Source organism: Yinghuangia sp. YIM S09857 (genome assembly GCF_051388915.1).
Lineage (GTDB): Bacteria > Actinomycetota > Actinomycetes > Streptomycetales > Streptomycetaceae > Yinghuangia.
In genome coordinates this window covers 349,631-362,979 of sequence record NZ_JBPKBH010000008.1, presented here as the reverse complement: position 1 = coordinate 362,979, position 13,349 = coordinate 349,631, and the positions used below count along the sequence as shown (strand labels likewise).

The 13,349-nt window shown below is 71.5% G+C and carries 12 protein-coding genes and 1 pseudogene; 7 read left to right on the top strand and 6 right to left on the bottom strand.

The genetic code is table 11. The annotated features are described in order from the left end of the window. The coding region (locus tag ACRX5S_RS20145; protein ID WP_436774371.1) for an AfsR/SARP family transcriptional regulator at nucleotides 1–1,449 on the bottom strand (1,449 nt) is incomplete at its 3' end. Nucleotides 1,450–1,664: 215 nt separating this feature from the next. Between ACRX5S_RS20145 and ACRX5S_RS20140 the strand changes: the two genes are divergently transcribed. From ACRX5S_RS20140 to ACRX5S_RS20130, 3 genes are all read left to right on the top strand, one after another. Next, complete coding sequence (locus ACRX5S_RS20140) at nucleotides 1,665–2,687, top strand: NADP-dependent oxidoreductase (RefSeq protein ID WP_436774370.1); 1,023 nt, start codon at nucleotides 1,665–1,667, stop codon at nucleotides 2,685–2,687. Nucleotides 2,688–2,746: 59 nt separating this feature from the next. Beyond that, nucleotides 2,747–3,352, top strand: a complete 606-nt coding sequence (locus ACRX5S_RS20135) for an NAD(P)H oxidoreductase (RefSeq protein ID WP_436774369.1) — start codon at nucleotides 2,747–2,749, stop codon at nucleotides 3,350–3,352. A gap of 259 nt (nucleotides 3,353–3,611) precedes the next feature. Then, nucleotides 3,612–3,989 (top strand): nuclear transport factor 2 family protein, encoded by a 378-nt coding sequence (locus ACRX5S_RS20130; RefSeq protein ID WP_436774368.1) that lies wholly within the window; start codon nucleotides 3,612–3,614, stop codon nucleotides 3,987–3,989. Nucleotides 3,990–4,386: 397 nt separating this feature from the next. Here ACRX5S_RS20130 and ACRX5S_RS20125 read toward each other — a convergent pair whose 3' ends face one another. Further along, nucleotides 4,387–4,701 carry a hypothetical protein gene (locus ACRX5S_RS20125; RefSeq protein ID WP_436774367.1) on the bottom strand — a complete coding sequence of 105 codons (315 nt, stop codon included), beginning with the start codon at nucleotides 4,699–4,701 and terminating at the stop codon, nucleotides 4,387–4,389. Nucleotides 4,702–5,064: 363 nt separating this feature from the next. On the opposite strand from ACRX5S_RS20125, the gene ACRX5S_RS20120 reads away from it, so the two are divergent. The 3 genes and pseudogenes from ACRX5S_RS20120 to ACRX5S_RS20110 all read left to right on the top strand — a co-directional run bounded on the left by ACRX5S_RS20120 (nucleotide 5,065) and on the right by ACRX5S_RS20110 (nucleotide 8,411). Then, a complete protein-coding gene (locus ACRX5S_RS20120) occupies nucleotides 5,065–5,754 on the top strand; it encodes a restriction endonuclease (protein ID WP_436774366.1) in 690 nt (229 codons plus the stop codon). Nucleotides 5,755–6,150: 396 nt separating this feature from the next. Beyond that, nucleotides 6,151–6,318 (top strand): annotated as a pseudogene (locus tag ACRX5S_RS20115) (alkene reductase); the annotation flags it as partial. 272 nt (nucleotides 6,319–6,590) lie between these two features. Beyond that, nucleotides 6,591–8,411 (top strand): AMP-binding protein, encoded by a 1,821-nt coding sequence (locus ACRX5S_RS20110; RefSeq protein WP_436774365.1) that lies wholly within the window; start codon nucleotides 6,591–6,593, stop codon nucleotides 8,409–8,411. Between the two features lie 160 nt (nucleotides 8,412–8,571). Here ACRX5S_RS20110 and thpD read toward each other — a convergent pair whose 3' ends face one another. The 4 genes from thpD to ectA all read right to left on the bottom strand — a co-directional run bounded on the left by thpD (nucleotide 8,572) and on the right by ectA (nucleotide 11,861). Continuing rightward, nucleotides 8,572–9,486 carry an ectoine hydroxylase gene (gene thpD, locus ACRX5S_RS20105; RefSeq protein ID WP_436774364.1) on the bottom strand — a complete coding sequence of 305 codons (915 nt, stop codon included), beginning with the start codon at nucleotides 9,484–9,486 and terminating at the stop codon, nucleotides 8,572–8,574. After that, nucleotides 9,486–9,881 carry an ectoine synthase gene (locus ACRX5S_RS20100; protein ID WP_436774363.1) on the bottom strand — a complete coding sequence of 132 codons (396 nt, stop codon included), beginning with the start codon at nucleotides 9,879–9,881 and terminating at the stop codon, nucleotides 9,486–9,488. Before ACRX5S_RS20100 ends, thpD begins: the two co-directional genes overlap by 1 nt. 108 nt (nucleotides 9,882–9,989) lie before the next feature. Beyond that, on the bottom strand, nucleotides 9,990–11,255 hold the full coding sequence (gene ectB / locus ACRX5S_RS20095) for a diaminobutyrate--2-oxoglutarate transaminase (protein ID WP_436774410.1): 1,266 nt from the start codon (nucleotides 11,253–11,255) through the stop codon (nucleotides 9,990–9,992). 90 nt (nucleotides 11,256–11,345) lie between these two features. Then, nucleotides 11,346–11,861 carry a diaminobutyrate acetyltransferase gene (gene ectA / locus ACRX5S_RS20090; protein ID WP_436774362.1) on the bottom strand — a complete coding sequence of 172 codons (516 nt, stop codon included), beginning with the start codon at nucleotides 11,859–11,861 and terminating at the stop codon, nucleotides 11,346–11,348. A 626-nt stretch (nucleotides 11,862–12,487) separates the two neighbouring features. On the opposite strand from ectA, the gene ACRX5S_RS20085 reads away from it, so the two are divergent. Then, on the top strand, nucleotides 12,488–13,306 hold the full coding sequence (locus ACRX5S_RS20085) for a hypothetical protein (protein ID WP_436774361.1): 819 nt from the start codon (nucleotides 12,488–12,490) through the stop codon (nucleotides 13,304–13,306). Nucleotides 13,307–13,349 lie beyond the last annotated feature (43 nt).

The following is a 13,349-nucleotide window of genomic DNA, read 5'->3' as shown; positions in this document are numbered from 1 at the left end:
CCCCCCCGCGGCCAGGACGCGGAAGCGGTCGCCGAGACGGGCGGCGAGTTCGTCCAGGCCGAGTGCGCGTACGCGGGCCGCCGCGAGTTCGATGGCGAGGGGTAGATGGTCGAGGCGCTGGCAGATCGCCGCCACGGTCTGGGAGTTCGTGTGATCGAGGGCGAAGCCGGGGGAGGTCGCGGCGGCGCGGGCCGCGAACAGGCTCACGGCGTCTGCCTCTTCCAGCGGTACGACGGCCTCGACCACCTCGCCGGCGATGGCGAGCGGTTCCTGACTGGTCGCCAGCAGGCGTACCCCGGCGGCGTCGCGCAGCAGGCGCGCGGCCAACTCGGCGACTTCGTCCACGACATGCTCGCAGTTGTCGAGCAGCAGGAGGAGACGCCGGTCGCGCAGGAGGGCTGTGAGGCGGTCGAGGGCGGAGCCCGGGCCGACGTCGTCGCGGAGACCGAGCGTGGCGGCGACGGCCGGGGCGAGGGCGTCCTTTCCGGGGGCGAGCGCGGCGAGTTCGACGAGCCAGACGCCGTCGGGGAAGGGGTCGACGGCGTGCCGGGGGTGATCGCCGCGTGCGCGGGCGGCCGCTGCGGCCAGCGCGAGGCGCGTCTTCCCGACCCCGCCGGGACCGACCAGCGTGACCAGCCGGGAGGCGTCGAGGAGCCCGCACATGCGGGCGATGGCGGCATCGCGTCCGACCGGGGCGTCCAGGTGCACGGGCAGGTTGGTGGTGGGGCGAGCGGCGGAGGCGACAGGTGCGGCGGGGGCGGCGAGTTCGGGGGCTCGGACCAGGATCGCCTGGTGCAGCGCGGTGACGGCGTCGCCGGGGTCGAGGCCGAGTTCGTCGGCGAGGCGTCCGCGCAGATCCTGGTACGCGGCCAGGGCGTCTGCCTGGCGGCCCGCCCGGTAGAGCGCCCGCATCTGCGCGGTCCGCAGGCGCTCGCGCAGCGGGTGTGCGGCGACGAGGTCCGCGATTTCGTCGGCGACGAGGGCGTGCTCGCCGAGGTCGAGGCGAAGTTCGGCGAGGTCTTCGACGGCGGTCAGACGCTGCTCCTCCAGGCGGGTCACGGCCGCGCGCGTGAACTCGGCGTCCCGGAAATCGGCGAACGCGGGCCCGCGCCACAGCGCGAGGGCGTCGGTCAGCAGAGTGACGCGTGCAGTGGGCTCGGTCTCTCTGCGGGCCCGCGCCACCAGCGCCGAGAACCGCGCGGCATCGACGGCGTCGTCCTCGACCTGGAGCAGGTATCCGGCCGGTAGGTAGGCGACGAGGCCCCGCGCCCCGGGCTCGGCGAGATCCAGGGCGCGACGCAGCTGGGACACCTTGGTCTGGAGCGTGTTGGCGGGGTTGCCGGGCGGTTCGTCGCCCCACACGTCGTCGATCAGACGGTCGGCGGAGACCGGAGCACCGTGATGGGCGAGCAGAGCTGCCAGTACGCCCCGCACCTTCCCCTCGGGCACGGCAACGGACCCGCCATCCGCACTCCGCACCCGAACCGGACCCAACACCTCAAACCACATCCCCCAACGCTATCGAGCGGGCCGCGTCCGCTTGCCGTGCGGCGGCCTTCCGCGCCTCGTGCGTGGAGCGTGCGTGGGTCGTGCGCGGTGCCTTGCAGAGTTCTGGATCAGCGGCGGGACCACCGCCCCACGATCCGCACAGCGAGGAGCGCGTCATGTCGAACGACACCGCCACCCACTCCGCCGAGATCCGCCTTGCCACCCGTCCGGTCGGTGAGCCCGGGCTGGAGACCTTCGAGCTGGTACGCACCGAGGTGCCGAGGCCCGGCCCGGGGCAGATTCTGATCCGCAACACCCTGATGTCCGTCGACCCCTACATGCGCGGCCGCATGAACGACGTCCCCTCCTACATCCCGCCCTTCGAACTCGGTGCCGCGCTCGAAGGCAGCGCCATCGGGGTCGTGGTCGAGGCCCGCGAGCCGTCGGTCCCCGTCGGCGCGACCGTGACGCACTTCGCCGGATGGCGTGAGTACTCGGTGGTCGACGCCGCCGACGCCACCGTCGCGGACACCGAACTTGCCACTCCTGAGGCGTATTTGGGCGCGCTTGGCACCACCGGTCTGACCGCGTACGCCGCCCTCACCCGCGTCGCCCCGGTCCGCGAAGGCGACGTCGTCTTCGTCTCGGCCGCCGCCGGTGCCGTCGGCAGTGTCGCCGGGCAGATCGCGCGCAAGCTCGGCGCGAGCCGGGTCATCGGCTCCGCCGGCGGGCCCGACAAGGCCCGGCGCCTGGTCGAGGACTTCCGGTACGACGCGGCGATCGACTACCGCAAGGGCGATCTCGAAGGGCAGTTGGCCGCCGCCGCGCCGCACGGCGTGGACGTGTACGTCGACAACGTCGGCGGCGATCACCTCCGCGCGGCTATCGGTGCGATGCGGATCGGCGGCCGGATCGCGATGGTCGGCGCGATCAGCGCCTACAACGCGACCGAGCCCGTGCCAGGCCCCGACAACCTGTTCGAGGCGGCGGCCAAGGAGGTCACTCTGCGCGGTCTGCTCGTCAACAGCTATCTGCCGCTGTTCCCGGAATGGATCGGCAAGGCGGCCGGGTGGCTGGCGGACGGCAGCCTGCGTACCGAACAGACCGTGGTCGACGGCATCGAGCAGGCTCCGGCGGCGTTCCTCGCGATGATGCGTGGAGCGAACACCGGCAAGATGCTGGTCCGGATCGGTGTGTGACGATGAACGCGCAGACTTCCCAAAACCAACTCCCGTCCAAAGCACGCGCATTGCTTGTCGTGGCGCATCCTCGCTCCGACGCGCTGACGGCAGCCGTGGCTCGACGCGCCCGGGAGCGGTTGGCCCGCGGCGGTTACGAGGTCGACGTACTGGATCTCCACGCCGAGGGGTTCGACCCCCGCCTCGGCCCGGCCGACGAGCCGGACTGGACGGACCGCGACAAGGTCTACTCCGCCGAAGTCATGGCCCACCAAAGGCGGGTGGACGCGGCGGACTTGATCGTGGCGGTGTTCCCGGTGTGGTGGTTCGGCCTCCCGGCCATCCTCAAGGGCTGGATCGACCGCGTGTGGAACTACGGCTTCGCGTACGGCCGCAGCCGCGCCCGACTGGCAGCCAAGCGCATGGCGTGGATCGGCCTCGCGGGCTACCCGCGCGAGCACTTCGTCGCGAACGGCTGGGACGACGTCCTCGAACGCACGCTGCGCGTAGGCATATCCGAGTTCTGCGGCATCAGCGATGTGTCTGTCACGCTCCTGTACGACTCACTGGAATCCGCCCCGGCACTGATCGCAACCGCAGATGCCACCTTCGACCAACTCCTGGACAGTCGACCCGAGTTGCTGGCCCAACCCACAACCACCGAACAAGCGCTCACGCCACCCTGAAGCGGACGCGAAACAGCCCCGACCCGGCGTGGACCGGTCGGGGCTGTTCGCGGCCCCGGCGCGTAGGCGGAGGGGCTGGCCCAGTTGGCAGGCGCGGTGGCCGAGGGCTGCGGGTTCGTCCGCGCCACGTCCTCACCGGGCGGCAGCAGCGTCGCGGTGATCGGCTCGGTGAGCCGGACATCTGAGCTGCGAGAACATCCGCAGTCGGCGCCAGGAGCCGTCCGCAGGACGCACGCGAAACGGCTGGTATTACTGGGGCATGCAGGAAGAGACGGCACGCTCCGCGATCGACACCTTCATCTCCGCGTTCAACGCCTCGGACGACAGCCATGTGACTGCCCTGCTCTCCCAGGCCGTGACCTCGGACGTGGTCTTCTGGGGACCGTTGGGTCGCAGCGAAGGAATCGCGGCGCTTGAGCGGTTCGTGCTGGACATCCGGCGCCATCCGGCGGGGACCGGCACGATGGTGCGCTGCTCAGCGGTGGACATGCCTGACGAATGGGCCCGGTACCGGTGGGTCTTCACCACGCCTGACGGAGGCCCCCGCCTGGCGGGAACGGACGTCGTCCATCTGCGGCGGAGCCTCATCGACCAGGTCATCGTCTTCGCGGGGGAGATCGAGCCGTCCGCCTCCTGAGGCTCGTCCTGCTGTCGCTGTCCACCTGAGCGCGACCCGGTGTTGGCGGTGCCCTTGCGGCGGCGGTTGACGCCTCACAACCGGTCGGCGTTCGCGGAGTAGCGGCCCGGCGCGCTGGTACGCACGGATCGCGGCAGCGTTGGGTTCGAGGACGGCGAGGTGGACGCTGTGTAGTCCGTGGGCGAATGCGGCCTTGAGGGCGGGCCAGGTCGCCGGCCGGGGGCCCACGGCCCGGCGAGAGGGACACAAAGGCCCGTGACCGTGGTCACCTGGAATCGGGCCCGCGCACCTGGCGTGCCTTCTTGGACGCGGTTGAGCGCGGCCGGACCCGCCCTGTCTCACCGGCGGCAGGGGCGTACGCACGCGCATCGGCCCGGTGGTCGGGGGTGTGCCTTGGCTAGGAACCGGCGGCTGATACCCGGTCGGCGAGTACGTACGACGCGGCGGCGACTGTGCCTGCGGCGGCGAAAACCGACGGCCAGGCGCCGATCTTCTTTGCCAGGGGGTGGGACGCGCCGAAGGCCGCCACGTACAGGCCGGTCAGTCCCGCCGCTACCGGCACGCCCGCGGCGTCCTTCCAGCCCTTCGCCGCGACGGCGCCCGCACCCGCGAGGACCACGCCTCCCAGCGGTCGGCGCTTTGAGAACCGCGCCACCGCGTACCCGCCGACCAGACCCAGCCCCGCAACAGCGGCACCCGGAACACGCGCCACGACCGCACCCACTCTCCACCGCGCGGCTTCCGCCGCCGAACAAGTCCCCTCGAACGTACCTCGCTCCGGATCGGGGGCAGTGTGGTGGGCCCGGCGGGCCTCCTCCGGTGCGGCATTCGAAGGCTGTGTCCACGGGCGGTGTGGTGGCGTCCGGGGAACGACGTGACACGACGCGAAGGCAGAGAGCCTGCCGTGCCGCAGTTTCCGCCGATGCGGCAAAATCCGGACCCGATCCGGCAGTTCACACCGCGGCACGATCGCAATGTGGCTGGCCGCAGGCCGTTGTGCGATCAACAGGCCTTCCCCTGCCGGAAAGTTGCACGCACACTGCTGTGGAGGGTGTCGATCCGGTTGGGGGCCACCATGGCCGGCGGGCGGGGTACGGGTGGGCTCGGGGCGTCCGAGCTGGTGTTGGTGGGTGGCGCGCTCATCGTGGCCGTCGCGCTCGTCTACCGGGTCTCCGGTTGGCCGTACGCGCTGGCCGCGCTCGCCGCGGCGACGCTGGGCGGTGTCGCGTGGTTCGCGATGCACACGGACCGCCGCGTGCGCACGGCCGACCACGAATGGCGCGCCGAGGACGCCATCGCGGCGGGTCGCCGCACGCTCGACGAACTGGACTCCATGACCGGAACGCAGTTCGAGGAGCACGTCGCCGCGCTGTGCCGCCGCGACGGGTGCACCGACGTGCGGCGGGCGGGCGGCCCCGGCGACAACGGCGCCGATGTGCGCGGCCGCATGCCGGACGGCCGCACCATGGTCGTACAGTGCAAGCGCTACGCCCCCAAGGCCGCCGTCCCCGCCCGCGACATGCGCGAACTGCGCGGTGCTCAGGCGCACTTCCAGGCGGACGTCGCCATCCTCGTGACCACGAGCCGCTTCACGCGCCAGTCGACCGCCTTCGCCGTCGACAACGGCATCATCGCCATCCACCGCGACTTCCTCGGCCTGTGGAACAACGGCACGCGCCTGCCGGTCCTGGCCGCGCTCAACGGAGCGGGTCAGGGCGACCGCAGGCACCGCGAGCGCTGGAGGCGGACGTACGACGACCGCTGAGCCACCGATGCGAGCGGCGGCCCCGCCCGGAAAGCGAGAGGGGCCGCAGCGGACGCGACTAACTCACGTAAGCAGGAGCCCGGTTCGTCACCACATCACGTGCAGGCGTTCCGGCATCCGCTTCATGAACCCGGTGCGCCACACGATTTGCTCAACCGGCACCGCGAGCCGCAGCTCCGGCATGCGGGCGATCAGCGTCTCCAACGCAATCTCCGCTTGCTTCTTGCCCAGTGCCGTCGCCGGGCAGTAATGCTGTCCGCCGCCGAACGACAGGTGGGCGTCGCTTCCGCGTGGACCCTGCCCAGCATGTAGCCCTGCGCGGACGCCAAGTGCAGGGCCTCTTCGTGGAGTTCCCGGGCGCGCTCCCGGTCGCGCGTGAACAGCGCGAGCCTGTCGAGACCGCTGGACGCCGGTGTCGACTTCATCGCGCTCGGCGGCTCGTTCCTGGCGAACCCCGACCTGGTCGACCGCCTGCGCACCGGCGCGCCGCTCAACCAGGTGCGCGACCGGCACCTCATGTACGTCGGGGGCGAGACGGGCTACACCGACTATCCGACGCTCGCCGAAGTGCTGCCGCCGCCTGAGACCGTGGCCCTTGAGTCCGCTCACCGCCCCCCAACGGCCCGCACACCGCGGTCACCTCGCAATTTGCCTGTGCTGACCCCGTGCTCACCCCTCGCCCGCGCTCGGTCGCCCGGAGTATTGTTCGACCGCTTTCGCGGGGCACGGTGCCGAGGGCCGTCGTACGGGGGGAGGCAGGGGCAAGACGCCGCGACGGTGCCCATGTCTCCCATCGTGCCCGACGACCTGACCGACCTCATGGCAGGAGGCCACTCGTGAGCGAGCACCACACCGACGGTCCGCGTCCGCTCGTCCTCGTCCCCGAGGACGTGCCGCGCATCGAGGCGGTACCCCTTGTCGAGCGCGAACTACCCGCCAGTACCTACGAGTTGCTCCGTCGAACCGCGCGCGCCACGCCGGAGGCACCCGCCCTCTACCTGCTCGGCGAGGACGACGGGCCGTGGCGCGAGGCGCCGATGTGGACGTACGACGGCCTCCTGCGCCGCGTGCACCAGGCCGCCAACACCTTCACCGCGCACGGCGTGGGGCCCGGCGGGGTGGTCGCGATCATGCTGCCCAACAGCGGCTGGATGTACGCGGTGCTGCTCGGCGCCGAGGCAGTCGGCGTCGCCAACCCGGTCAATCCCTCCCTCGGTGAGGAGCACATCGCGCACATACTGGAGCTCACCGGCGCCGAGCTCCTGATCGCCGACATGGGCCTGCGCGACAAGGCCGAGCGTGTCCGTGAGTTGGTCCCTGGTCTCCGCGAAGTCCTGGTGTTGGGCGGCGGCTTCGAGGAGGAGGCCGGGAAACAGCCGGACGACCACCTCACGAGCGGGCGGGAACCGCAACCCGGGGACATCTGCGGCTACTTCCACACCGGCGGCACCACCGGAACGCCCAAGGTCGCACCGCACACGCACGCGATGCAGGTCTACATGTCCTGGGTGATCGGGTGCATCGGCAGCTACACCGGTGACGCGGTGGCACTTGCCGGACTGCCGCTCTTTCACGTCAACGCCCTGCACGTGACGGGCCTGGGCTCGTTCATGCACGGCCGTCCCGTGGTCAGCCTCGGACCGCTCGGCTACCGCGACAAGGCGCTGACCGCCGACTTCTGGCGCATCATCGAGCATTTCCGGGTCACGTCCTTCTCGGCGGTCCCCACGGTCTACGCGGCGCTGCCCCCGGTGCCGGAGGACGTCGACCTCTCCAGCCTGCGCGCCGGGGCCGTCGGCGCGGCACCGCTGCCGGGGCGGGTGCGGGACCGGTTCGAGGCGGCGGCGAAGGTGCCGATGCTGGAGGGCTACGGGCTGACCGAGGCGACCTGCGCGACCTCCGCCACACCGCCGTTCGCGCCGCGGGCCGGTTCGGTGGGGCTGCGGCTGCCGTACCAGCACGTCAAGGCGGTGGCGGTGGACGCGGACGGCCGGCCGGTCGCCGACCGGGAGTCGGGGGAGACCGGCGTCCTGGCGATCTCGGGGCCGTCCGTCTTCCCGGGCTACCTCGGCCCCGACGGGCCGGACCCGGACGGGAGCGTCTTCGACGGGTGGCTGCTCACCGGCGACCTCGGCGCGGTCGACGAGGACGGGTACGTGTACCTGCAAGGGCGGGCCAAGGACCTGATCATCCGCGGCGGGCACAACATCGACCCGCGCCCGGTCGAGGAATCCCTGCTCGCCCACCCGTCCGTCACCGGCGCCGCGGTCGTGGGACGTCCCGACCCGCACGCCGGAGAAGTCCCCGTCGCGTACGTCACCGTCGCCGCGGACTCCGGGGCGGTGACCGAGGAGGCCCTGCTCGTGTGGGGCCGGGAACACGCCCCGGAACCCGCCGCCGCGCCGAAAGCGGTGCACATCATCGACGCCATCCCGGTCACCGCCGTCGGCAAACCCGCCAAGCCGGTACTCGTCGCCGACTCCATAGCCCGCATAGTCGCCGACACCCTGAGCATCTGCGCCCTGGAAGGCACCGTCGAAGTGACCGCCGCCAACGGCAAGTTCACCGCGACCATAGGCGGAACCCCCGGCACCCCGGAACTGTCGGCGACCCTCGACCGCTACCCCTTCGCCCACCAACTAGCCGCCGAGAGCTGACGCTTCCGAAGCCGACGTGTGTGAGCGCCGGCGCGCACACCGCGCGTGGCCGCCGCCCGTCGCGCCCACGCACATCGCCCGGACCCGCTCGCGCCCCCGCAACCGCTCAGCGCCGCCACTTCCGCCCCGCGCGCCCCCGCGCGGGCGGGGCGGGACGGCGTCAGCCCACCGGAACGAAAGAGCGCGAAGCAATGTGCTCCGGGCGCGGGGCCGGGGCCGCGAAAGGCTCCACCAAGGTGTTCTCGACGCTGTTGTAGACGATGAACACGTTGGCGCGCTCGTACGGGGTGATGTTGCCGTTCGACCCGTGCATGCAGTTCGAGTCGAAGAACGTCGCCGACCCCGCGGGCCCGGTGATCTGGGCGATGCCGTGCCGGTCCGCGAGGCGGCGTACGTCGGCCGGGCCCGGGGTGCCGACCTGCTGGTCGCGGAGCGAGACGCGGTGGTGCTCCGGCGGGGTCTGGCCCGGGCACGGCAGGAAGGTGCGGTGCGATCCCGGCATGATCATCAGTGGGCCGTTGCTCGGCAGGTTGTCGGTCAGCGCGATCGACACGCTCAGCGCGCGCATGCGCGGCATGCCGTCCTCGCTGTGCCAGGTCTCGAAGTCCGAGTGCCAGTAGAAGCCGTTGCCTCCGTAGCCGGGCTTGTAGTTGACCCGGCTCTGGTGGATGTAGACCTCCGAACCCAGCACCTGGCGCGCCCTGGCGACCAGCCGCGGGTCGGCGGCGAGCCGGGCCAGGATCGGGCTGATGCGGTGCACCTCGAAGATCGATCGCACCTCGTCCGAGTCCGGCTCGCGCACCGCCCGCTCGTCGTCGCGGTGCTCCGGGTCCGTGCGCAGCCGGTGCAACTCGCCGAGGAACTGCGTCACTTCGAGCGGGGTCAGCAGCGACTCCGCGGTCAGGAAGCCGTCTCTGCCGTATCGGTCCAGCTCCGCCGGCGTCAGCGGCCCGGGCGGCCCGCCGGTCCACACGGCCGGATCGAGGCGCGGCGCCTCGACGTACGCGGTCGCCGCCTCCCGGGTCGGGTACGCGTCGACCGACGGCGAGGTGTCCGTGTCGGTTCCGATGGTCATCAGACCGCCTCCTCGGTCAGCAGGGGGTATACCCCGTGTTCGTCATGGACCTCCCGTCCGGTGCACGGCGGGTTGAAGACGCAGACGAACCGCATGTCGCTGGCGGGCCGCATGGTGTGGCGCTCGTTCCCGTTGAGGACGTAGAGCGAGCCGGGGCCGATGCGGTGCTTCTCGCCGGTCTCGTCGTTGGTCAGCTCGCCGTGGCCCTGGACGCAGTAGACGGCCTCGATGTGGTTGGCGTACCACATGGACGTCTCGGTGCCCGCGTACATCACGATCTCGTGCAGGGAGAACCCGACGCCTTCGCGGGCCAGGACCATGCGCCTGCTGCGCCAGGTCTCGGCCTGCACGTCGCGTTCGGTGCCGTCGAGGTCGTCGATGGACAGGACGATCATTGGTGGGGTTCCTCGCAGTTCGTTCGTTCGGTGGGCGGACGGCGGTCTTCGCGCAGAGCTTCTCGGTCTCCCGGTCGCCGGTCTTCCCGGTCGCCGGTCTCCCGGTGCTCAGCCGGTGGGCGACTTCGGTGCTACCGCGCGGACGGCGTCGGAGAGAAGCGCCAGGCCCTCGTCGATCTCCGCGGTGGTCACGGTGAGCGGCGGCATGAGCTTCAGCACCTCGCCGCGCGGTCCGGACGTCTCCACGAGCAGCCCGCGCTCGAACGCCGCCGAGCCGATCCGGTCGGCCAGCTCCGGGTCTTCGAAGGTCAGGCCGCGGATCAGGCCGGAGCCGCGGGTCTCGGCGCCGAGCGGCGCGTACTCCTCCGCGAGCTCGGACAGCGCGCGTCCGATCCGCTCGCCCGAGGCGCGCGTCTGCTTTTCCAGGGCGTCGTCGCGCCAGAAGTCCAGGGCCGCGGTCGCCGTGACGAACGCGGGGTTGTGGCCGCGGAAGGTGCCGTTGTGCTCGCCGGGCGTCCACACGTCCAGGTCGCGGCGGAACAGCGTGAGGGCCATGGGCAGGCCGTAACCGCTGATCGACTTGGACAGGCACACGATGTCGGGAGTGATCCCGGCGGCCTCGAAGCTGAAGAACGGACCGGTGCGGCCGCACCCCATCTGCACGTCGTCCACGATCAGCAGGATCTCGTGCCGGGCGCACAGGTCGGCCAGAGCCCGCAGCCATTCCGGGCGCGCGACGTTGACGCCGCCCTCACCCTGCACGGTCTCGACGATGACGGCGGCGGGCTTGTTGAGGCCGCTGCCGCTGTCCTGGAGCAGCGTCTCGAACCACAGGAAGTCCGGCGTCTGCCCGCCGAGGTAGTTGTCGTACGGCATCGGCGTCGCGTGCACGAGCGGGATCCCGGCGCCCGCACGCTTCATCGAGTTGCCGGTCACCGCGAGGGCACCGAGCGTCATGCCGTGAAAGGCGTTCGTGAAGCCCACCACGGCCTCCCGACCGGTGACCTTCCGGGCCAGCTTCAAAGCAGCCTCGACGGTGTTGGCGCCGGTCGGCCCGGGGAACTGCACCTTGTAGTCCAGACCCCGCGGACGCAGGACCACCTCCTCGAAACCCTCCAGGAACGCCTGCTTGGCGGCCGTGGACATGTCGAGCGAGTGCGTGACGCCGTCGCGCTCCAGGTAGTCCAGCAGAGCGCGTTTGAGGTGTGGGTTGTTGTGGCCGTAGTTCAGCGCGCCTGCCCCGGCGAAGAAGTCGAGCCAGGAGCGGCCCGCGGTGTCGTACATCCGGGCGCCCTGCGCGCGGTCGAAGACCGCGGGCCAGGAGCGGCAGTAGCTGCGGACCTCGGATTCGAGCGACGTGAAGACATCGGGCATGGCGGCGGTGGTCACAGGGCCTCCGGGGGGTCGGGGGAAGAGGTGGTGCTGCGCGAGTGCGTCGGCGAGGAGCAGGCTGCTGCCCACGGCTCAGCCCGCCAGGGACGCGAGGGGGCCGATCCGGAACAGGACCTCGGGTTCGTGCCCGCCGCCGGGGAACTGGTCGGCGGTGAACAGGTCGCAGCGGGACACCGGCATCGCGCGGTCGCGGCCGAACGCGGTGAAGAGCGCCATCGAGGCCGTGTTGTCGGGGGTGACGGTCGCCTCGACGAAGACCTGGCCGTACGGCGCACGCCGTTCGAGCAGGTCGCCGAGCATGCGGGCGGCGATGCCGCGACCGCGTGCGTGGTCGGAGACGGCGACCTGCCACACCATCAGCGTGTCGGGGACGTCCGGGCGCACATAGCCGGTCACGAACCCGCACACGCGCCCGTCAAGGCGGGCGACGACGGAGGTCGCGGCGAAATCGCGGCACCACAGCAGGTAGTGGTACGCGGAGTTCAGGTCGAGCGTCCCGACCTCGCGGGTCAGGCGCCAGAGCTCCGCCCCGTCCTCCACGGTGGGCGCTTCCAGTGTCAGGGCATCGGCACAACGTGTTTCAGCCATGCCACGGCAACTTACCGAGAGGTCACCTCGGCGCGCTGAGGCCCGGGGGTTCCCTGACGGCACCTTGTCGGCTTACGGTTCACGCGCACCCGCACGCGTAGACCGGACTTCGCCCGGGCAAACATCGAACTGGGGTACGCAACACGCGCGGAGCGCCCGAAGCCGCAGATTCTTGTGTGTCAGGGACTTCTTGACGGACGATCAGCGGACAAATCGGGTCTCAATCGGGATTAATCCGCGGAACTTCCGCACGGGTCCGGATGTGGCCCGGAGGCGTCCGCCACGTGAAATTGTCGACAAAACGCGGCCGGGCGGCGCCCGGTCCGCGTTCGATGTGAGGATCGACACCTGGACGCCTCCGGCGGTAGCGCGGGGTGGCGTCCGGGGGCGCGCGGAGGGGCGCTCGGCAGGCCGCCGCCGACACGGCGGAGGATGCCGTACAGGACACAGTGTGGACACCGATTGGCGTGTGTGAGCAGGCACGTGCCCCGCCGGTGCCGTGCACGCCTTATCCTCGCTGTGCTGCCGTGCGGTCGTCCGGTGCGCCGGACCGTCCCTCGGCGGCGCCCGGTCGTCCGGAGCCGGGCGTGCGGTCACCGGGCCGGACCCGTCCCACAGGAGTGTGCATGTCGATACCCCAGGGTGGCGGTTACCCGCCGGGACCTCCCCCCGGTGTGCCAGGACCGCCCGGAGGCGGCTGGAACTACCCGGGATCCCCACCGCCGCCCGGGGGACCGATGCCGCCCGGCGGGCCGGTCCCGCCCGGAGGATGGCCCCCGCACGGCTACCCGCAGGGACCGCCGCCCCCGCCGGGCGGCGGCAACCGCACGGCCGTCGTCATCGGGGTCATCGTCCTGGTGCTGGTCGTCATCGGCGGGGTCGTCGCGGGCGTGCTGCTGACCCAGGACGACGACGGGGACAAGAAGGCCGGGCCGACGACCGGTCCGCCCAGCCAGACCGACACGTCGAAGCCGCCGTCGAGCCGTCCGCCGACCACCGACGAGCCCACCGGGCCGACGGGGCCGACCACGCGCCCGGTCACGACGCCGGCCAGCAGGCCGCCGTCATCGTCGTCGGCGCCGCGCGGCTCGGTGCTCGCCAACCTCAATGTGGACGACTGCATAAACAGTGTGTCCGGGAACTCGATCGTGGTGGACCCGATCTTCCCGGTGCCCTGTGCGAGCGCGAATTCGCACTGGAAGGTGGTCGCCATGTTCCCGTCCGCGGACCCGACCGCGTGCGACAAGCTGCCGCCCGAGGACGGGTACGTCGGCCAGATCAAGGAGTTCAACAGCTCCGGCCGCATGGCGTGCCTCGGTTTCACCCGCAACACGACCCTCCAGGACCTCAAGGGCCTGGCGGGCTCGGCCGTCGCGAACCTGACCGAGGCCGACTTCGCGGCACTGGTGCAGAGCTACAAGGACAAGGGCGTGGTGATCGAGTAGCGCACGCCCGCGATCCGCGAGTGCCGTGGCCCCGACCGCCTGC